At 66.6% G+C, this 20,190-nt stretch carries 19 protein-coding genes; 4 read left to right on the top strand and 15 right to left on the bottom strand.

From position 1 onward, the window contains the following. Window position 1: 1 nt before the first annotated feature. Window positions 2-1,654, top strand: coding sequence for a chaperonin GroEL (gene groL / locus BMW87_RS09475; RefSeq protein WP_093048403.1), 1,653 nt, complete (start codon window positions 2-4; stop codon window positions 1,652-1,654). A gap of 71 nt (window positions 1,655-1,725) precedes the next feature. On the opposite strand, the gene xylB is transcribed toward groL, so the two are convergent. The 11 genes from xylB to BMW87_RS09530 form a co-directional block, all read right to left on the bottom strand. Next, window positions 1,726-3,198, bottom strand: a complete 1,473-nt coding sequence (gene xylB / locus BMW87_RS09480) for a xylulokinase (RefSeq protein WP_093075934.1) — start codon at window positions 3,196-3,198, stop codon at window positions 1,726-1,728. A 29-nt stretch (window positions 3,199-3,227) separates the two neighbouring features. After that, window positions 3,228-4,184 (bottom strand): AraC family transcriptional regulator, encoded by a 957-nt coding sequence (locus BMW87_RS09485; protein WP_093048397.1) that lies wholly within the window; start codon window positions 4,182-4,184, stop codon window positions 3,228-3,230. Between the two features lie 14 nt (window positions 4,185-4,198). Next, window positions 4,199-5,173, bottom strand: a complete 975-nt coding sequence (locus BMW87_RS09490; RefSeq protein WP_093075936.1) for a carbohydrate kinase family protein — start codon at window positions 5,171-5,173, stop codon at window positions 4,199-4,201. A gap of 17 nt (window positions 5,174-5,190) precedes the next feature. Then, window positions 5,191-5,862 (bottom strand): transaldolase family protein, encoded by a 672-nt coding sequence (locus BMW87_RS09495; protein ID WP_093075937.1) that lies wholly within the window; start codon window positions 5,860-5,862, stop codon window positions 5,191-5,193. 1 nt (window position 5,863) lies between these two features. After that, window positions 5,864-6,655 carry an L-iditol 2-dehydrogenase gene (locus BMW87_RS09500; RefSeq protein ID WP_093075939.1) on the bottom strand — a complete coding sequence of 264 codons (792 nt, stop codon included), beginning with the start codon at window positions 6,653-6,655 and terminating at the stop codon, window positions 5,864-5,866. Further along, window positions 6,652-8,040 carry a D-arabinitol 4-dehydrogenase gene (gene dalD, locus BMW87_RS09505; RefSeq protein WP_093076085.1) on the bottom strand — a complete coding sequence of 463 codons (1,389 nt, stop codon included), beginning with the start codon at window positions 8,038-8,040 and terminating at the stop codon, window positions 6,652-6,654. Before dalD ends, BMW87_RS09500 begins: the two co-directional genes overlap by 4 nt. Window positions 8,041-8,122: 82 nt before the next feature. Next, complete coding sequence (locus BMW87_RS09510) at window positions 8,123-9,163, bottom strand: ABC transporter ATP-binding protein (RefSeq protein ID WP_093048388.1); 1,041 nt, start codon at window positions 9,161-9,163, stop codon at window positions 8,123-8,125. Between the two features lie 17 nt (window positions 9,164-9,180). After that, window positions 9,181-10,017, bottom strand: a complete 837-nt coding sequence (locus BMW87_RS09515) for a carbohydrate ABC transporter permease (RefSeq protein WP_093075940.1) — start codon at window positions 10,015-10,017, stop codon at window positions 9,181-9,183. A 13-nt stretch (window positions 10,018-10,030) separates the two neighbouring features. Next, entirely contained in the window at window positions 10,031-10,888 is an 858-nt protein-coding gene (locus BMW87_RS09520) for a carbohydrate ABC transporter permease (RefSeq protein ID WP_093048382.1), read from the bottom strand. A gap of 147 nt (window positions 10,889-11,035) precedes the next feature. Then, a complete protein-coding gene (locus tag BMW87_RS09525; protein ID WP_093048379.1) occupies window positions 11,036-12,346 on the bottom strand; it encodes an ABC transporter substrate-binding protein in 1,311 nt (436 codons plus the stop codon). A gap of 175 nt (window positions 12,347-12,521) precedes the next feature. Further along, on the bottom strand, window positions 12,522-13,451 hold the full coding sequence (locus BMW87_RS09530; RefSeq protein ID WP_176928685.1) for a LysR family transcriptional regulator: 930 nt from the start codon (window positions 13,449-13,451) through the stop codon (window positions 12,522-12,524). A gap of 92 nt (window positions 13,452-13,543) precedes the next feature. Between BMW87_RS09530 and BMW87_RS09535 the strand changes: the two genes are divergently transcribed. Both BMW87_RS09535 and BMW87_RS09540 read left to right on the top strand, forming a co-directional pair. Next, window positions 13,544-14,521: a Bug family tripartite tricarboxylate transporter substrate binding protein gene (locus BMW87_RS09535; protein WP_093075942.1), complete on the top strand. Its 978-nt coding sequence runs from the start codon at window positions 13,544-13,546 to the stop codon at window positions 14,519-14,521. A gap of 44 nt (window positions 14,522-14,565) precedes the next feature. Further along, a complete protein-coding gene (locus tag BMW87_RS09540) occupies window positions 14,566-15,627 on the top strand; it encodes a 4-hydroxythreonine-4-phosphate dehydrogenase PdxA (protein ID WP_093076087.1) in 1,062 nt (353 codons plus the stop codon). Between the two features lie 55 nt (window positions 15,628-15,682). Here the strand turns inward: BMW87_RS09540 and BMW87_RS09545 are convergent, their stop codons facing one another. The 3 genes from BMW87_RS09545 to tal form a co-directional block, all read right to left on the bottom strand. Next, complete coding sequence (locus tag BMW87_RS09545; RefSeq protein ID WP_093048371.1) at window positions 15,683-16,015, bottom strand: DUF805 domain-containing protein; 333 nt, start codon at window positions 16,013-16,015, stop codon at window positions 15,683-15,685. Window positions 16,016-16,154: 139 nt separating this feature from the next. Beyond that, complete coding sequence (pgi, locus tag BMW87_RS09550) at window positions 16,155-17,708, bottom strand: glucose-6-phosphate isomerase (protein ID WP_093075943.1); 1,554 nt, start codon at window positions 17,706-17,708, stop codon at window positions 16,155-16,157. Between the two features lie 2 nt (window positions 17,709-17,710). After that, complete coding sequence (gene tal / locus BMW87_RS09555; protein ID WP_093075945.1) at window positions 17,711-18,667, bottom strand: transaldolase; 957 nt, start codon at window positions 18,665-18,667, stop codon at window positions 17,711-17,713. Between the two features lie 242 nt (window positions 18,668-18,909). Here tal and BMW87_RS09560 point away from each other — a divergent pair, with 242 nt between their 5' ends. After that, window positions 18,910-19,578 (top strand): lipocalin family protein, encoded by a 669-nt coding sequence (locus BMW87_RS09560; RefSeq protein ID WP_093075946.1) that lies wholly within the window; start codon window positions 18,910-18,912, stop codon window positions 19,576-19,578. On the opposite strand, the gene BMW87_RS09565 is transcribed toward BMW87_RS09560, so the two are convergent. Beyond that, window positions 19,524-20,186, bottom strand: a complete 663-nt coding sequence (locus BMW87_RS09565; RefSeq protein ID WP_093075948.1) for an HAD family hydrolase — start codon at window positions 20,184-20,186, stop codon at window positions 19,524-19,526. The two genes, BMW87_RS09560 and BMW87_RS09565, sit on opposite strands and share 55 nt — an antisense overlap. Window positions 20,187-20,190 lie beyond the last annotated feature (4 nt).

Raw genomic sequence — 20,190 nt, forward strand, 5'->3', positions numbered from 1 at the left:
CATGGCAGCAAAAGACGTAGTCTTCGGCGGTGAAGCCCGCGCACGCATGGTCGAGGGTGTCAACATCCTGGCCAACGCAGTCAAGGTGACCCTGGGCCCCAAGGGCCGCAACGTGGTGCTCGAGCGCTCGTTCGGCGCCCCCACCGTCACCAAGGACGGTGTGTCGGTCGCCAAGGAAATCGAACTCAAGGACAAGCTGCAGAACATGGGCGCCCAGCTCGTGAAGGAAGTGGCTTCCAAGACTTCGGACAACGCCGGTGACGGCACCACCACCGCGACCGTGCTGGCACAAGCCATCGTTCGCGAAGGTTTCAAGCTGGTGGCTGCCGGCATGAACCCTATGGACCTGAAGCGCGGCATCGACAAGGCTGTCACGGCCCTGGTCGCCGAGCTGAAGAAGGCTTCCAAGCCCACCACCACGTCGAAGGAAATCGCTCAAGTCGGCTCGATCTCGGCCAACAGCGACGAAACCATCGGCAAGCTCATCGCTGACGCGATGGACAAGGTCGGCAAGGAAGGCGTGATCACTGTCGAAGACGGCAAGTCGCTGGACAGCGAACTCGACGTCGTCGAAGGCATGCAGTTCGACCGCGGCTACCTGTCGCCCTACTTCATCAACAACCCCGAGAAGCAATCGGCGCTGCTCGACAACCCCTTCGTGCTGCTGTTCGACAAGAAGATCAGCAACATCCGTGACCTGCTCCCCACGCTGGAACAAGTCGCCAAGGCTGGCCGTCCGCTGCTGATCATTGCCGAAGAAGTCGAAGGCGAAGCCCTGGCTACGCTGGTCGTGAACACGATCCGCGGCATCCTGAAGGTCGTGGCTGTCAAGGCTCCTGGCTTCGGCGACCGCCGCAAGGCCATGCTGGAAGACATCGCCATCCTGACGGGCGGCAAGGTCATCGCTGAAGAAGTGGGCCTGACGCTCGAAAAGGTGACGCTGGCCGACCTGGGCCAAGCCAAGCGCATCGAAGTGGGCAAGGAAAACACGATCATCATCGACGGCGCCGGTGCCGCTGGCGACATCGAAGCCCGCGTGAAGCAAGTGCGCGTGCAGATCGAAGAAGCCACGAGCGACTACGACCGTGAAAAGCTGCAAGAGCGCGTGGCCAAGCTGGCCGGCGGCGTTGCAGTGATCAAGGTTGGCGCTGCCACCGAGGTCGAAATGAAGGAAAAGAAGGCTCGCGTCGAAGACGCCCTGCACGCTACCCGCGCTGCAGTGGAAGAAGGCGTCGTGGCTGGCGGCGGCGTGGCTCTGCTGCGTGCCAAGCAAGCCGTGGGCGAGTCGGTCAAGGGCGACAACGCTGACCAGGAAGCCGGCATCAAGCTGGTGCTCAAGGCCATCGAAGCTCCCCTGCGCGAAATCGTGAACAACGCCGGCGGCGAAGCCTCGGTGGTGGTGAACGCTGTGTTGGCCGGCAAGGGCAACTACGGCTTCAACGCTGCGAACGACACGTACGGCGACATGCTCGAGCTGGGCATCCTGGACCCGACGAAGGTCACCCGCACCGCACTGCAGAACGCCGCTTCGGTGTCCTCGCTGCTGCTGACGACCGAAGCCATGGTCGCTGACGCGCCCAAGGACGAGTCTGGCGCCGGCGGCGGCATGCCCGACATGGGCGGCATGGGCGGAATGGGCGGCATGGGCATGTAATGCCCGGCTGAGCACTGCTCACCAAAAGAAGAAGGGCCGCGAAAGCGGCCCTTTTTTATTGCCTGTGCCAGTTACTGAAACTGGTCTCGCAGCGCCGCATAGAGCACCTGAAAGCGTGTGTGGCGCGCGCTGTGCACAGCGGCTCCTTCGGTCGACGGAATCAACTGCTGCTGCACCGGCGGCAGCTTGCACACCTCGGCCACCGCGCCTCCATCGGCCAGCCACGCCAGCCGCGCTGCCCCCAACGCCCCGCCCGTCTCGCTTCCCGCATAGAGCGTCAGCGGCACCTGGAAGATGTCGGCCAGCAACTGGCCCCACCACACGCTGCGTGCACCACCGCCCACCAGCGCCACTTCGCGCAGCGGCATGTCGGCCGGCAGCCGCAGGGTGTCGAAGCCATCGCGCAGCCCGAAGCTCACGCCCTCGACCACGGCGTAGGCGATTTCCGCCGGACCGTGTGCATGCGTCAGCCCGAACAGCACGCCCTGCGCATTGGGGTTGTTGTGCGGCGAGCGTTCGCCCGAGAGATACGGCAGGAACAGCGGGCAGCGCTCGCGCTGCGCCAGCGAGATGGACGCCGCCGCTTCGAGCAGCGCGGCTTCGTCGACGAACCGGAAGGTCTTTGCCGCCCAACTCACCGCGCTCGCGGCCGAGAGCATCACCGACATCTGGTGCCAGCGCTTCGGCAACGCATGGCAGAAGGCGTGCATCGCCTGCGCGGGGTTCGGCAAGAAGCGGTCGGTCGACACGAACACCACACCCGATGTGCCGAGCGACACAAAACCCTGCCCCGGCTCGACCAGCCCCATGCCGACCGCGCTGGCCGCGTTATCGCCAGCACCGCCGGCAATCAGCACCGCACCACCGCCACCCACGCCCCAGCGCGCCGCAAACTCGGGCTTGAGCTGCGCCGACACCTCGCTGCCCTCGACCAGGCGCGGCATCTGCGCACGCGTGAGCCCGGTGGCAGCGAGCAATTCGTCGGACCAGTCGCGCGCACCCACGTCGAGCCACAGCGTGCCGGCCGCGTCCGACATCTCGCTGACCGCCTCGCCGCTGAGCATGAAGCGCAGCCAGTCCTTCGGCAGCAGCACGCGCGCAACGCGGCGGAAAACTTCGGGCTCGTGCTCGCGCACCCACAACAGCTTGGGCGCCGTGAACCCCGGCATCGCGAGGTTGCCCGCAATCTCGCCGAGCCGCGGTACGGCACGCGCAAGCGCTTCGCACTGCGCGCCACTGCGTCCGTCGTTCCAGAGAATCGCGGGGCGCAGCACCTGGCCCGCTTCGTCGAGCAGCGTGGCGCCGTGCATCTGGCCCGACAGGCCGATTGCACGCACCGCCGCAAGCTCTTCGGGATGCGACTTGCCGAGCGTGCGCATTACCTCTTCGAGCGCATGCCACCACTGCTGCGGCGCCTGCTCCGACCACAACGGTTGCGGCCGTTCGACCGTGAGCGGTGCGCGGGCCACGCCCACGATGCGGTGGTCGTCGGCGAGCAAAAGCGCCTTGAGCTCGGACGTGCCGAGGTCGAGTCCCAGATACAAGATGAGCCCCCTGGTTTTCTGCTGCGTGCTCAGGAAGAGACGCCGCTGCCGAAGCGCGTGTCGGCCTGCCGGCGGAATTCGCTCGGCGTCATGCCCTTGATTTCAAGGAAGCGCCGGTTGAAGTTCGCCACGTTGTTGAAGCCCACCTGGTAACAGATGTCGGTCACGTAGTGATCGGTCTGCATCAGCAGGTGGCAGGCGCTGTTGATGCGCACGCGGTTGACGAAATCGGTAAAGCTGTTGCCGGTGGAGCGCCTGAAGAAGCGGCTGAAGCGGCTCTCGCTCATGCCCAGCTCGGCCGCCACGTCCGACATCGAGATCGGGTCGGCCATGTTGTTGGTGATGCGGTTGACGATGCCGTTGATCTGGTCGACCTGCGCGTCGCCGTCTGCGCCCTGTGCGCCCTGCATCTGCACGCTCGACAGCAGCCGGTAGTCGGTGCATTGCGCCAGGTCGGCCATGAAGTCGAGGAACAGGCTCAGGCGCCGCACGCCGCGCGCGGCCTTGATGCTGTCCCAGTGCGCCTGCGCGTTCTCCGACATGCCGAAGAATTCGATGCCGTGGCGCGCCCGCTCCAGCAGGTGCATTACCTCGCGCAGCTCGGGAATCTGGGATGCCGCGTGCTCGATGGGCTCGTGTCGGAACTGGATCACCCGGTCGCGTCCCGCGGCGCCGCCTTCGGGCACGTCGAGCGAGATCCAGTTGTGCGGCAGCCGCGGCCCGCACAGCACCAGGTGCCCGGGCTGGAACGGCCCGATCCAGTCGCCGATGAAGGCCTTGCCCGATGTCTCGGTGATCAGGTGCAGCTCGTAGTCTTCATGGAAGTGCCATCGCACCAGCGGGCTCGGAAAGCCGTGCGCGAGGCAGCGCACCAGGCCGGTTTCTTCGGGGGTCTCGTAACCCAGCGAGGGGGAACGCGTGAAGTCGCGCTCCAGCTCGGGCTGGCGCTGACGGGGAATCGAACGCTTTCGGGTGGACGTCGTCATGATGGCAGCCCGGCTCAGGGCCGGGAAGCAGCAGCAACAGCGGTATTTTGTGCCTTCGCCAGCGCGGCGTGAACCGCCTCCAGCGTCGGTGGATCGGCACCCTCGCGGGTGCAGTTGAGGGCGGCGGCGGTGGCGGCAAAGCTCATCACTTCGCGCCATGCGTCGTCGCCCAGCTCGCCGAGCTGCGCCGGCCGCTCCACGCCATGCGCGAGCAGCGACACGGACAACCCGGCCGTGAAGGTGTCTCCCGCGCCGATGGTGTCGACCACCGTGACGCGCGGCGCGGCCACGGTCAACGGCTCGTGCCCCGTGCGCCAGAGCGTTGCGCCGTCGCCGCCGCGCGTGACGATCACGGCGCGCGCGCCGGCCTTCAGGCACTCGGCGGCCAGCGCGTCGACCTGCTGGCCGGGCGCGAGCAGCGCAGCGTCTTCGTCGCTGAGCTTGACCAGGTCGGCCATGGTGAACCAGCCGGTGACGCGCGCGCGGTACGCCGCCATGTCAGTGATCAGGCTGGGCCGTACGTTGGGGTCGAACACGATCACGCAACGCTCCCTGTTCGCGGCGACCAGGTCGGTGATGCGCGTGGCGGCCGGGTCCTGCAGCAGCGAGATCGAGCCGAAGTGCAGAAAGCGGCATTCCGCCGGCAACTGCGGCAGCGGCTCGGGCGCCCAGGTGGCGTCGGCGCTGCCGCGTGTATAGAAGGCGTAGCGGTTGGTCTGCGGCGTGCGCTCGACAAAGGCCAGCGTCGAGGGTGCGTTGCTTCGCAGAATGAAGCTGGTGTCCACGCCGTTGCGCTGCAGGAAGCCCATCAGCCGTTCGCCAAAGAGGTCGGTCGACAGCTGCGTGAGAAAACCGGTCGGCTGCCCGAGCCGCGCGCAGGCCACTGCGGTGTTGAGCGGCGAGCCGCCCTCGTGCCCGAGGAAAGCCAGGGTGCCCGCCTCGCTGGCGGTGAAATCGATGAGGGCTTCGCCCGTGAGTGCAATGCGCATGGTGTCTGGATTCTGGATCACGGCAAGGCGCGCGCATCGGCCAGGAAGCCGCGTTCGGCGGCCAGCGTGGCGGGATGGTCGAGCAGTTCGGCAAAAAGGCGCGGCGGGACGGTGATGGCCCCCACGCCGAGCCCCAGCAATGAAAGATAAGCCTCGCGCGAGCGGATGCTTGCTACCAGCAGCCGCGTGCCCGACGAGGGCCGCCGTGCGACCAGCGACTGCATCTGCCCGATCAGCGCCAGGCCGTTGATGCCGGAGTCATCGAGCCGCCCGAGGTATGGCGCTGCGTAGGCCGCACCCAGTTGCGCCGCGAAGTGCGCCTGCTCTGGCGCGTACACGGCTGTGAAGGTGACGGGTACGCCTTGCGCGATGAGCCGCGCACCGGCATCGAGGCCCTGGCGCGTGGCGGGAATCTTGATGACCAGTTGGCCGCTGTCGAATTGCGGAAGCAGTGCTTGTGCGTCTTCGAGCATGGCGTCGACTTCGCTCGAATACACCTGCGCCTGCACCTGGCGCGCGCCCAGTTCGATGCAGCGCTTGAGCAGGCCTGGCACTTCGGCGCGGCCGATGCCTGCGCGTTGCAGCAACGTCGGGTTCGTTGTCACGCCGTGCACTACGGGGTGCGGCAGGCAGGCCTTCAGCTCTGTCAGGTCGGCGCTGTCGAGGTACAGGTGGAAGTCTTCGCTCATCTCAGCTCATCACGTTACCGCCATCGACATTCAAAGTCTGCGCAGTGATGTAGCGCGCCTCGTCGCTGGCAAGAAATACCGCCGCCCCCGCGATGTCGCTCGGCACGCCCATGCGCCCGAGAGGCACCGCCAGCCCGACCTGCCGCTTCTTCTCTCCGGGCGGCAGCCCTTCGGCCTTGGCGAACAGGCTGTCGACATGGTCCCACATCGGCGTATCGACCACACCGGGTGCAATGCCATTGACGCGGATGCCGTGCGGCGCCATGGCCAGCGCAGCGCTCTGCGTGTAGCTGATGACGGCCGCCTTGGTCGCGCAGTAGTGCGACACCAGCGCCTCGCCGCGGCGCCCTGCCTGCGATGCCATGTTGATGACCGATGCACCCTGCGTGCCGGCTTCGACCATGTGGCGCAGCACGGCCTGCATCACGAAGAACATGCCCTTCACGTTGACCGCGAAGAGCCTGTCGAATGACGCTTCATCGCTGTCGAGCAGCGGCGCCAGGTCGAACACTGCCGCGTTGTTGAACAGCGTGTGGATGGGTCCGAAGGCCACCTGCGCCTCGGCCAGCATGTGCGCAATGGCCTGGGTGTCGGTGACGTCGGCCGCGATGTAGGCGAGCTTGTCGGGGTGCTCTTGCTGCAGCACGCGCACGGCTTCCGGCGCGGCGGTGGCGCGGTCGATCACGGTGCAGCGCGCGCCTTCGGCGATACAGGCCTGCGCCACGGCCAGGCCGATGCCGCCGCCCGCGCCGGTCAGCAGCACATGCCGGTCCTGCAGGCGCCCGCTCGTCATGGTCGGCTTTCCGCAGCGACGAAGCGCGCAACGCGTTCGGCGGCCCGGCGCACGGCATCGATCAGCCGGGCGTCGGCGGCGATGTTTCCCCACAGGCCCGCGTCCGAGCACAGTGCAGCGACCGGGTCGGCCGCATCGCAGATCGCGTGAGCCACGGCCTCGTCCATGCCCTGGTCCTGATAGACGTAGGGCAGCGCGCCCTTGTGCCAGCGCTGCAGGAACGCGAGGAACAGCGCCGGCAGCATCGCCACGCTGTCGACGGGCTGGCCCGCCGCCAGGCGCTCGCGCACGGTCGGTGCGATGAAGCCCGGGATCTTCGAGAAGCCGTCCGCCGCCACGCGCTGGTTGGTGTCGCGGATGGCGGGGTTGCCGAAGCGGTCGAGCACCACGTCGCGGTACGCCGCGAGGTCGATCGGGCTCGGGCTCAGGCAGGGAATGACGTCGTCGGTGACGTAGTCGAACGCCATCTTGCGAATGGCCGCGTTGTGCGTGCCTTCGTGGATGAAGTTCAGCCCCACCAGCGTGCCCGCCCAGGCGATGCAACTGTGCGTGGCGTTGAGGATGCGGATCTTGGCCTCTTCGTAAGGCTGCACCGATTCGACCAGCTCCACGCCCACGCGGCCCCAATCAGGGCGCCCGGCCGCGAAGTTGTCTTCGATGACCCACTGGATGAAGCTCTCGCCGGTAACGGCTGCCGCATCGTCGCGGCTCGTGGCGGCCTTCACACGTGCGCGCAGTTCGGGCGGCGGGCGCGGGGTGATGCGGTCGACCATTGCGTTCGGGCAGCGCGTGTTCGCGTTGACCCATGCCAGCAGATCCGCATCGCCCGCCAGTTCGATGAACTCCAGCAGCCCGGCGCGGAAGCGGTCGCCGTTGTGGCGCAGGTTGTCGCAGTTCAGCAGCGTGACCGCGCCGGCATTGGCGGCCTTGCGCGCGCGCAGGATCGCGCAGACGGCGCCGTAGATGGTCACTCCGTCGCCGCCGGACTCGCCACGGCGCGCACGTTCGACATCGGCTGCCAGGTCGCCGAATGACAGGTCGAGCTTGCCCTTGTCGTCGAGGTAGTAGCCCGCCTCGGTCACGGTGAACGACACGATGCGTGTTGACGGCGCCGCACCGCGCGCGATCACGCCGACCAGCGAGCGCTCCCACGGCAGCACTTCGCGGATGGCTTCGATCTCTTCGTAGCGGTACTCGCCTGCCGGCGACACGGTTTCGAGCGTGTAGCGCCCGCCCTGCGCCTGCAATGCAGCAACCACATCGGCCATGTCCGGCCGGATGTTGGCGCCCGAGAGCGACCAGCGGGTGTCGCCCGCGTCGATCAGCCTCTGCAGGTACACCGCCTGATGAGCGCGGTGGAATGAGCCAAGGCCCAGGTGAAGCACCGTGAACTCCGTGAGAGCCGGTGGAATTTGCGCGATGGTCACGGGAATGTCCGTTGAAAAGACGGTAGAAGAAAAATGAAGGTCACGCGGCGACCGAACGGCCTTCGCGGTTGAAGAGATGCAGCACCGACGGGTCGAGCTCCACGGCCACGTCGTCGCCGGCCTGCAGCGGCGTGCGGTCGTTCTGCCGCGCGATGAGCGGCACGCCGCCCACGTCGACGTGGATGAGCGTGTCGGCGCCCAGCGCCTCGATCAGCTCGACGCGGCCCTGCACGTCGCTCACCGGCGCGCCCTGCTTCGGATGCACGCGCAGGCCCTCGGGCCGCACGCCCAGGAAGCCGTCGGCTGGCAGCTTGCCGCCGGTGGCGGCCGAGAAGCTGGGAATGGCATTGGCGGCCACCATGTTCATCGACGGCATGCCGATGAACTGCGCGACGAACTGGTTGGCTGGGTGGTCGTACAGCTCCAGCGGCGTGCCGACCTGCTCGATGAGCCCGTCTTTCAGCACCACCACGCGGTCGGCCAGCGTCATGGCCTCGACCTGGTCGTGCGTCACGTAGATGGTGGTCGCACCGAGTGCGCGGTGAAGCTTGTGGATTTCGACCCGCGTGTTGCCGCGCAGTGCCGCGTCGAGGTTCGACAGCGGCTCGTCGAACAGGAACACCTTGGGCGCGCGCACGATGGCGCGGCCGATGGCCACGCGCTGGCGCTGGCCGCCCGACAGGTCCTTGGGCGTGCGGTCGAGGTACTGAGTGAGGTTGAGCGTCTTCGCCGCATGATCGACCTTGGTCTTGATCTCGCTCTTGGACACACCCGCGAGCTTCAGCGCGAACGACATGTTGTCGTACACGCTCATGTGCGGATAGAGCGCATAGCTCTGGAACACCATCGCAAGGTCGCGCTTGCCAGAAGGCGCCCAGGTGATGTCCTTGCCGTCGAGCAGCAGGTTGCCGCTGGTGATGGGCTCGAGCCCGGCAATCAGCCGCAGCAGCGTCGACTTGCCGCAGCCCGAAGGCCCGACGAAGACGATGAACTCGCCCTTCTGGATCTGCAGGTCGACGCCCTTGATGATGTTGACTTCACCAAAGCTCTTCTTGATGTTCTTGAGTTCGAGGTAGGCCATGAGATGTCTCCCTTTCTTTACTTGACGGCGCCGAAGGTCAGGCCTTGGACGAGTTGCTTCTGGCTGAACCAGCCGAACACGACGATGGGCGCAATGGCCATCAGCGAGGCGGCCGACAACTTGGCCCAGAACAGGCCCTCGGGGCTGGAGTACGAGGCGATCAGCGTGGCCAGCGTGCCGGCCTTGGCGGAGGTGAGGTTCAACGCCCAGAAGGCCTCGTTCCAGCTCAGCACCAGGCACAGAAGGCCGGTCGATGCGAGCCCACCCACCGACAGCGGCATCACGACGTGGCGGAACTCGGTCCAGAGGTTGGCGCCGTCCATGCGCGCGGCCTCCAGGATCTCGGGCGGGATGTCCTTGTAGGCGCTGTAGAGCATCCACACCATGATCGGCAGGTTCGACAGCGTGAACACGATGGTCAGCGCGGTGAGCGAATCCAGCATGCCCGCGGTCTGCGCGATCACGTAGATGGGCACCAGCGCGCCCACGGCCGGCATCATCTTGGTGGAGAGCATCCACATCAGGATGTCGCGCGTCTTCTTCGTGCGGAAGAAGGCCATCGAGTACGCGGCAGGCGCCGCGATCAGCAGGCCGAGGATGGTCGAGCCCAGGCTGGTGATGAGCGAGTTGCGCGCGTACAGCAGGTAGTCGCTGCGGCGCTGCACTTCGCTGAAGTTGCCGAGCGTGGGCTCGAAGATGAACAGCGGCGGCACGTGGATGGCCTGCAGCTCAGTCTTGAAGGCCGTGAGAAACAGCCAGCCGAGCGGAAAGAACAGCAGCAGCGTGACGGCCCACGCGCCCACGGTGCGAATGGCCTGGGGCAGGAAGTTGCTGGGGGCTTGTTGTTGTTGCATGGCGTGTTGCTCCTCAGTCGAGGTTCTTGCCGATGATCCGGATGAGGAACACGGCCACGATGTTGGCCAGCACCACCGCGAACAGCGCGCCGGCCGAGGCCACGCCCACGTCGAAGTTCATGAGCGACTGCTTGAAGATCATGTAGGTCATGTTCGTGCTCTCGTTGCCCGGGCCGCCGTTGGTGGTGATGGCAATCTCGGCGAACACGCTGAGCAGGAAGATCATCTCGATCATGATCACCACCGCCATGGGGCGCGCGAGGTGCGGAATGGTGAGATAGAAGAAGCGCTGGAACGAACTCGCGCCGTCCATGCGCGCGGCTTCCATCTGCTCGCGGTCGAGCGACTGCAGCGAAGTGATGAAGATCAGGCAGGCAAAAGGCAGCCACTGCCAGGCCACCATGATGATCACCGACAGCAGCGGCACGTCGGTGAGCCAGTCGACCGGCTGTGCGCCGAAGGCGCGCCACACGTCGGCCAGCACGCCATAGATGGGGTTCATCATCATGTGCTTCCACAGCAGCGCATTGACCGCGGGCATGACGAAGAACGGCGAGATCAGCAGCACCCGCACGATGCCGCGCCCCGGAAAGGGCTCGTTCACCAGCAGTGCGAGCAGCACGCCGAACACCACCGTGATGACGATCACGCTGCCGATCAGCAGCAGCGTGTTCCACGTGGCCGGCCAGAAGTCCGGGTCGGTGATGAAGTAGTGAAAGTTCTCGATGCCCGCGAAGGTGCGTTCACCGGGCTGCATGAGGTTGTAGTTGACGAACGAGAAGTACAACGTCATCACGAGCGGCACGATCATCCAGAGGAAGAGCGTGAGCACCGCGGGCGCCATGAGGGCGCGGGGCAGGAGTCTTTTCATGAGGTATCCCTTCTTGTGGTCCCTGGCTCCTTCCCCCGCTGGGGGAAAGCTGGGATGGGGGCTGCCCGATCAGGCGCGGCACCGAACGATGCGCCGCGAGCCCCCACCCCTACCCTCCCCAGCGGGGGAGGGAGCAAGCCCGAAGACTTACTTGTAGTACCCGGCCTTCTTCATCTCACGCTCGGCGGCCGTCTGCGAAGTCTTCAGCGCCTGGTCCACGGTGACCTTGCCCGACAGCGCCGCGCTCATCTGCTGGCCCACCGCCACGCCGATGGCCTGGAACTCAGGAATGGCCGCGTACTGCACGCCGACGTACGGCGACTTCGGCAAGGTGCTGTCGGTGAGGTTCGCGCTGTCGATCGCCTTCTTCTCTGCAGCAGCGAACTTGGCGACCTTCTGGAACTCGGGGTTCGCATAGGTCGACTTGCGCGTGCCTGTCGGCACCGAGGCCCAGCCGGTTTCCTTGGCCACGAGGTTGATGTATTCCTTGGAGGTGGCCCACTTGATGAACTTCTGCGCCGCGTCGTCCTTGGTCGAGCTGGCCGGAATGGCGAGGTTCCACGACCACAGCCAGTTGGCGCCCTTCGGCGTGGAGGCGGTCGGTGCCTGCGCGAAGGCCACCTTGTCGGCCACCTTCGACTGCTTCGGGTCGCTGATGAACGAGGCCGCGATGGTCGCGTCGACCCAGGCCGCGCATTTGCCTTCATTGAAGAGAGCGAGGTTCTCGTTGAAGCTGTTGGCCGATGCGCCCGGAGGGCCGTCCTTCTTCATCATGTCGACGTAGAAGGTGATCGCGTCCTTCCAGGCCTTGGTGTCGATCTGCGGCTTCCACTGCATGTCGAACCACTGGCCGCCATTGGTGTTGACCAGCGTGGTCAGGAAGGCCATGTTGTCGCCCCAGCCCGGCTTGCCGCGCAGGCACATGCCGTACACGCCCGCCTTCGGGTCGTTGGCCTTGTCGGCGAACTCCTTCACCTGCGCCCAGGTCGGCTGGTCGGAGAACTTCACGCCCACCTTGTCGGCCAGGTCCTTGCGGTACATGAGCATCGAGCTCTCGCCGTAGAAAGGCGCGGCGTAGAGCTTGCCGTCGGTCGACAGGCCGTCGCGGATGGCGGGCAGCAGGTCGTCGATGTCATAGGCGGCATCGGTGGCAATGGGCTTGAGCCAGCCCTTCTTCGACCAGATCGGCGTTTCGTACAGGCCGATGGTCATCACGTCGAACTGGCCGCCCTTGGTGGCGATGTCGGTGGTCACGCGCTGGCGCAGCGTGCCTTCTTCCAGCGTGACCCACTTGAGCTTGATGTCGGGGTTCGCTTTTTCGAAGAAGGGCGTGAGCTTCTGCATCTCGATCATGTGGCCGTTGTTCACGGTCGCGATCACGAGTTCGGTGGCGGCCTGGGACACGACGCCCGAGCCGATGAGTGCGAGGACGAGGCCCGCTTTCAGAAAACGCTTCATGTTGTCTCCTAGAGGTGAGCGACGCCCTCTTGTCGGGTCGCCGTGGCCGGATTCTGGAGAAACGCGCTTGCAGTTTTGGTACTTCGACAGCCACCACCAGTACTTTCATGCGCCAGTTGGCTAGTGAATTCCCTAGTTGATGCAATACAGCATGGAAAACGGCATCCCAAAGGCCTCAGGCGCCGCCCAGCAGCTGACGGCGGAACTGCGCGGCCGCCGGCGACAGCGCCCGGTCTTCCCGCGTGATCAGGCAGATCGGCGGCACGCGCACCGGCAGCTCCACCGGCACGGTGCGCAGCACGCCCAATCGGGCATAGTGGTTGGCCTGCGAGGCGGGCATCACGGCCGCCATATCGGAGTTCTCGAGCAAGGCGGTAATGGCGATGGGCGATGCCGTTTCGATGATGTCGAGCCGCGCCTGGATACCGGCCTCGCGCATCGCCGCCTCGAAGCGCCCGCGCTGCGGCGAGCCCGGCGGCTGCAGCACCCACGACCAGTTCGCCATGCCGGCCAGCGTGACGGTGGCGCGCTCGAACACCGGGTGCGCGGTGCGCACCACGACCACCATCGACTCGCCCAGCAGCGGCACGCTCGCGTACTTCGCCTCGTCATGGCTCTCGGTGAGACGGCCCAGCACGAGATCGACATCGCCCTGCTCCAGCTGCGCCTGAATCACGTCGCTGGTCTCCACCACCACCGACACGGCCACCTGCGGGTGGCGGCGGCGGTACTCCACCAGCGCCGGCGCCAGCAGTTCGGGCACAGCACCCGGCACGCTGCCCACGCGCAGGGCGCCGCTCAGGCCCGAGCGCAGGGCCAGCATCTCCTCGCGGGCGGTGCCGAAGTCGCTGAGCACGCGGCGCGCGTAGCGGATGAGGATGTCGCCGTAGGGCGTGGGCTCCATGCCGCGCGCCAGGCGCTCGAAGAGCTTCTCGCCCAGTGAATCTTCCAGCTGCTGCAGCAGCTTGGTGGCGGCAGGCTGGCTGATGTTCATGGCCTCGGCCGCCCGGCCAAGGTGGCGATGGGCATCGAGCCGGGCCAGCAGCAACAGCTGGCGCGGCCGCACGTGGAGCATCAGCGAGGCATCGGTCAGTCCAGAAGTCATATGCAAAAGTATATGGAGCTTCGGGCTTTTACGATTGGATCGCGAGGGAGAAGCTCCGTACGCTCGGGCTCATTACAAGCAGGAGACACCCGATGAAATTTCCCTCTCTCGCCCGCGCGGCGGGGCTGGCTGCAGCCGCCCTGCTGGCCGTGTCAGCGGCCGGTGCGCAGTCGAGCTACCCCGACAAGCCGATGCGCATCATGGTCGGCGCCTCTCCCGGCGGCGGCACCGACATCCTGGCGCGCGTGCTGGCCGACAAGTTCTCGCCCGCGCTCAAGCAAACCGTGGTGGTCGAGAACCGGCCCGGCGCCTCCAACACCATCGCCGGCGAACTCACCGCCCGCGCGCCGGCCGACGGCGCCACGCTGCTGCTGGCCACCAACACGGCGCAGGCGGTGGCGCCGCACATCCTCAAGCTCAAGTACGACCCGCTGAAAGACCTGCAGCCCGTGGGCCTGGTGGCCGTGATGCCCAACGTGCTGGTGGTGTCGGCCAGCTCGCCCTACAAGTCGGTGAAGGACCTGGTGACGGCCATGGCGGCCAAGCCGGGCGGATTCAAGTACGCCTCGTCGGGCATCGGCAGCACGCAGCACGTGGGCGGCGAGGCCTTCAACCTGGCCACCGGCATGAAGTCGATCCACGTGCCCTACAAGGGCAGCTCGCAGGCGCACATCGACATCATCGCGGGCGAAGTCGACATGATGTTCGACAGCACCTCCTCGGCCATGGGCCAGATCAAGGCCGGCAAGTTCCGCGCATTGGCCGTGAGTGCGCCGCAGCGCTCGCCCGAGCTGCCCGACGTGCCCACGCTGGCCGAGCAGGGCGTCAAGGGCGCCGACGTGTCCACCTGGTACGGCCTCTACGTCACGGCCGGCACGCCGCGCCCCGCGGTCGAGCGGCTGAGCGCCGAGCTCACGCGCACGCTGAAGCTGGCCGACGTGCAGACGCGCATCAAGGCCCTGGGCGGCGAGCCCGGCGCGCTCACCGGCGAGCCCTTCGCGGCAATGAACAAGCAGGAATTCGACCACTACGGCCAGCTCGTGCGCGACGCCAATATCAAGGCCGAATGAACCGGCCCGCTCCCTTTTCATTCAACTCGCATCCGAGCCACACCATGTCCACCACTACCAAGACCTCGAGCGTGATCTCCGCCAAACCCCGCATCGTCGTGCTGCTGGGCGACCCCAGCGGCGTCGGCCCCGAAATGGCCGTGAAGCTGCTGGGGCGCCAGCGCAACCTGGACGCCGCGCGCGTGCTGCTGATTGCCGACCCGATCGTGCTGGCCGCCGGCGAGCGCGCGGCGGGCGTGAAGCTGGACCCGCTGCAGGTCGAGAACCTCGACGCGCTGCGCTTCGAAGACGGCCGCCCCAGCCTGCTCACGCGCGACTGGATGGAGGGCCTTGAGCCGGTGCTGGGTGAGTCGAATGAACAGTCTGGCCGGGCCTCGTTCGAGGCGCTGGAGCTGGCCACGCTGGCGGTGCGGCGCGGGCAGGCCGAAGGCATTCTCTTTGCGCCGCTCAACAAGCATTCGCTGCGCCTGGGCGGCCTCGTGCATGAAGACGAGCTGCGCTACATGCAGGAGCGCTTTGCGGTGACGGGCTTCGTCTGCGAGTTCAATCTCACAGGATCGCTCTGGACCTCGCGCGTGACCTCGCACATTCCGCTGAAGGACGTGGCGAGCCACATCACCGTGGGAGGCGTGAGCGACGCTGTGAAGATCATCGCGTCGGCGCTGCGCCGCGCGGGCGTGGCGCATCCGCGCATCGCGGTGACGGGGCTCAACCCGCACGCGGGCGACGGGGGCTCCATCGGCATGGAAGAAATCGAGATCATCGCGCCCGCCGTCGAACAGCTGCGCGCCGAGGGCTTCGACGCGCGCGGCCCGTTCTCGCCCGACACGGTGTTCATCGGCGCGCGGCGCGGCGACGTCGATGCGGTGGTGTCGATGTACCACGACCAGGGCCAAATCGCGATGAAGCTCATGGGCTTCGAGCAGGGCGTAACGCTGCACGGCGGCCTGCCGGTGCCGGTGGCCACGTCGGCCAGCGGCAGTGCCTTCGACATCGCGGGCCAGGGCATTGCGAAGATCGAAGGGCTGCAGCAGGCCTTCGACCTGTGCGTGCGCATGGCGAGCGGCGCGCCGGTGCGCACGGCCGCACAGGCAGTAACTGCGTGAGTCTCTCGGCAGGACCAAACAAAAAGGGCCGCTTGCGCGGCCCTTTTTTAAAAACTCAGGCGGTCGGTGGTTCGCCGTAGCTGTTCGACTCGGGTTGCGTCGGCTGCACGTAGAAATAGATCAGCACGAGGTTGACGAGCGGGATGAGCGCCAGCAGCAGAAACCAGCCGCTCTTGCCGATGTCGTGCAGGCGGCGCGCTCCCACGGCCAGCGCGGGCAGCAGCAGGGCCAGAGCCGCGATGCCGTACACGAACCGATGGATCAGGCTTGCCACGATGAGAATGACCAGCTGTCCAAGCACGAACCACCAGAACTCCGAGCGCGAGGCGCGCCCGCTGAAATCCACGTACTTGTTCAGACAGGTCTTGACCGCTGTTTGAAAATTCATTGATCGACTCCTCTTGATTGGTCCCAGGGAAATTTCCCCGGGCCATCATATAGATGCGTCTTTCAACGGCAAACTCGGCTAGAAGCGATAGCCGGCCTGCAAACAAACGGGTTATGAATTGGCTTGCCAGCGGCCCGATTCAGCTGCCCAGCCGCTTCAGCAGGCCCGCGGTCGATGCATCGAGCCCCATGACATCGCCCGATGCGAGGCGCGGTTCGATGTCCTTTGCGAGCACCTTGCCGAGCTCCACGCCCCACTGGTCGAAACTGTTGATACCCCACAGCGCACCGCTGGTGAACACACGGTGCTCGTACATCGCGAGGAAGGCACCCAGCGATTCGGGCGTGAGCTTTTCGAACACGAAGAAGGTGCTCGGCCGGTTGCCCGGAAAGTTCTTGTGGCCGCCCTCGTCGAGCTTGCCCACCATCAGCGCCTGCGCCTGCGCGAGCGCATTGGCCAGCAGCTTGGGGTGATGGCCTTCGAGGTCGTGCGAGGCATCGCGTACCGCCACGAACTCGAGCGGGATCACGTCGGTACCCTGGTGCAGCATCTGGAAGTAGGCGTGCTGCCCATTGGTGCCGGGCTCGCCCCACAGCACAGGTGAAGTGCCGAAGGCCACCGGCTTGCCGCTGGCATCGACCTGCTTGCCGTTGCTTTCCATCTCGAGCTGCTGCAGGTAGGCCGGCACACGCTTCAGTGCGCTGTGGTACGGCGCGATGCTGCGGCTCGTGAACTTGTGGAAGTTGCGATACCAGACGTCGAGCAGGCCCAGCCGCACCGGAAGGTTCTGCGCGAGCGGTGCCGCGCGGAAGTGCTCGTCCATTGCATGCGCGCCCGCCAGCAGCCGGCGGAAGCCGTCGGCGCCGATGGCCAGCGCAATCGGCAGGCCGATGGCCGACCACAGCGAATAGCGGCCGCCCACCCAGTCCCAGAAGCCGAAGGTGGTGTCGATGCCGAACTTCTTCGCCGCTTCCACATTGGTGGTGAGCGCCGCGAAGTGGCCCGCGATGTCGGTGCCGCCCGATTGCTCGTACCAGCGCTTGGCAGAAAGCGCATTGGTCATCGTCTCGGCCGTGGTGAAGGTCTTCGAGGCAATGAGGAACAGCGTGTGCTCGGGCGCGAGGCCCTGCAGCACGCCCGCCAGCTCATGGCCGTCGACGTTCGAGACGAAGTGAAAGCGCTTGCCCGGCGCGGCGAATTCGGCCAGCGCCAGCACCGCCATCTGCGGGCCGAGGTCGGAGCCGCCGATACCGATGTTGACCACGTCGGTGATCGTGTGGTCGGCGCGCACCCTCTCGGCATAGGCCAGCATCGCGTCGAGCGTGGCGTGCACTTCGCGCAGCTCGTGCGCGGTCTTCGGGCCGGTCTGCGCATCGGCCGGCGCGCGCAGCAGCGTGTGCAGCACGGCGCGGTCTTCGGTGTTGTTGATGTGCTCGCCGGCGAACATGGCGTCGCGGTGAGCCTCGAGGCCGCACTCGCGGGCCAGCTCGAGCAGCACCTCTTCGGTACGCGCGTCGATCAGGTTCTTCGACAGGTCGGCGAAGACGTACGGCGCCTCCTGGCTGAAGCGTGCGAAGCGGCCCGCGTCGTCCACGAAGGCATGGCGCACGTCGAACTGGCGGCCTGCGGTTTCGAAGCTGGACTGCAATTGCGCCCAGGCCGGCGCGCGATCGCAGCGAAGGGTCATGGCCATGTTTACTTGCCGCTTTCCTGCATGAGCTTTTCGAGCTTCACGGCGTCGGCCGCGAAGGCGCGGATGCCTTCGGCGAGCTTCTCGGTGGCCATGGCGTCTTCGTTCAGGGCAAAGCGGAAGCCCGCCTCGTCGTAGCTGACCTTGGCGACGTCGCCGCCGGCTGCCGCCTTGGCGTCGAGCGCGTGCTGCAGCGGCTCGTTGCTGGCGGCCAGCTCGGCCAGCAGCTCGGGGCTGATGGTCAGCAGGTCGCAGCCGGCGAGCGCCTGGATCTGTCCCACATTGCGGAAGCTCGCGCCCATGACTTCAGTCTTGATGCCGTGCTGCTTGTAGTAGTTGAAGATTTCGCGCACCGACTTCACGCCGGGGTCGTTCGCGCCAGCGCTCGCGGCCTCGTCCCACTTGGCGCCGGCCGACTTCTTGTACCAGTCGTAGATGCGGCCCACGAAGGGCGAGATGAGCTGCACGCCCGCAGCGCCGCAGGCCACGGCCTGCGCGAACGAGAACAGCAGCGTGAGGTTGGTGCGAATGCCCTTCTGCTCCAGGGCACGCGCCGCCTCGATGCCTTCCCAGGTGGAGGCCACCTTGATCAGCAGGCGTTTTTCGGTGTCGATGCCTTCGGCCTTGTAGAGCGCCACGATGCGCTCGCCGCGCGCAATGGTCGCGGCCGTGTCGAAGGACAGGCGGGCGTCGACTTCAGTGGACACGCGGCCCGGGATGATCGAGAGGATTTCGGTGCCGAAGCGCACCAGCAGGCGGTCGATGACCTCGTCGAGCGGCTTGCCCGCGTGCTTCTTCACTGTCTCGTCGAGCAGCGGCCGGTATTCGGGCTTCTGCACGGCCTTGAGGATCAGCGAGGGATTGGTGGTCGCGTCCTGTGGCTTGGAAACGCTGAGCTGCTTGAAGTCACCGGTGTCGGCGACGACGGTGGTCCATTGGCGGAGGGCATCGAGTTGGTTCATGAAATCATTATCCAGTGCGGGTTGTGACAAGTCCTGCACGCAGTTGCGCGTCGGCCGATGTTTTCATGCGCACCGTAGCACGGGTTTTCACGCGGCTCCATCGGCCTGATGCCCGTGTGGTTGTCGCCGCTCTCTGGCCTCCCCGCCCTACACCGCCTGTGGTCCGTGGCTGACGGGCGCGTGCCCTGCCCTTGGCTAGCCTGAGTTTTACGCCGAATGTCTTCATCCCTCAGGAGTGCCTCATGACCCCTCGCACGCGCGCCGACGCCACCACCGTCCGGCCTTTCGACGACCGCCGCACCAGCAATGCGATCGGCGCAATGGCCACGGCCTTCGTCGTGGGCGGCGTGGCCACCTGGTTCGCCATGGACGCGGCGCGCACCGCACGCGCCCGGCCGGCCGGACCGGCTGACGGCGCACCGCTGATGCCCGCGCCGCTGCAGGTGGTGGCGCCGGTCGATCTGCAGCGCTATGCGGGCATCTGGCACGAGCAGGCCCGTCTGCCGAACCGCTTCCAGAAACAATGCGCCGGCCCCGTGGTCGCCGAATACACCCCGCAGCCTGGGGGCGCCGTGCAGGTGCTCAATCGCTGCGTGCGGGAAGACGGCAACTTCGACGAGGCCGTCGGCGCTGCCCGCGTGGTGCCGGTGGCAGGCCAGCCTGGCGCAGGGCGCCTCCAGGTGCGATTTGCGCCAGCGTGGCTCGGCTGGCTGCCGATGGTCTGGGGCGACTACTGGATCCTGAAGCTCGACCGCGACTATCAGGTTTCGCTGGTCGGCACGCCCGACCGCCAATACCTGTGGGTGCTGTCGCGCGCGCCACGCCTCGACGAGGCCGTGCTGCGCGCGGAACTGGACTACGCCCGCAGCCTGGGGTTCGACACCGACAAGGTGGTGCTCACCGGCAGGTAGCGCTGCAGCTGCGAAGGCAGCACGGCCGGCGCGGTGCAGTGGATGGCGTGCCAGCCGAAGGCGCGCGCCGCCTCCACGTTGGCGGCCGAATCGTCGATGAACACGGTCTGTGCCGGATCGAGGCGGTAGCGCATCGCCAGCACTTCGTAGATCTCGCGTTCGGGCTTGAGGAACTTCACGTCCCCCGAGAACACGCCGCCGTCGAAGCGCTGCATGAAGGCGTGCTTGCGCTCGATGGCGCGGGCGTACGGCGCGGGCATGTTCGACAGGTAATACAGGCGCAGCGGCTGGCCGGCTTCGCGGTGGGCAATCAGCTGTTCGAGCATGTCGACCGTGACGCCGATGGGCTCCAGCCGCTCGCCCAGCCCTTCGAGCATGGCGTGCAGCGGCTCGGCCGGCAGCGAAAGCCGCGCCGTCATGCGGGCGATGGCGTCGTCCAGCGTGCGGGTGCCGCAGTCGAAACCCGTCCAGTCGTCGTGATGGAAAAGCGCCCTGCCCAGGGCTGCCGCGGCGGCTTCAGTGGGTGCGTGTTGGGAGAGATGGGCCTGTACCAGCCGTGTGGGCTCCCATGCGAACAGCACGGCGCCCAAGTCGAAAACCACGTTCATGGCG

The sequence above is a fragment of the Variovorax sp. OV084 genome, from assembly GCF_900111625.1.
Lineage (GTDB): Bacteria > Pseudomonadota > Gammaproteobacteria > Burkholderiales > Burkholderiaceae_C > Variovorax.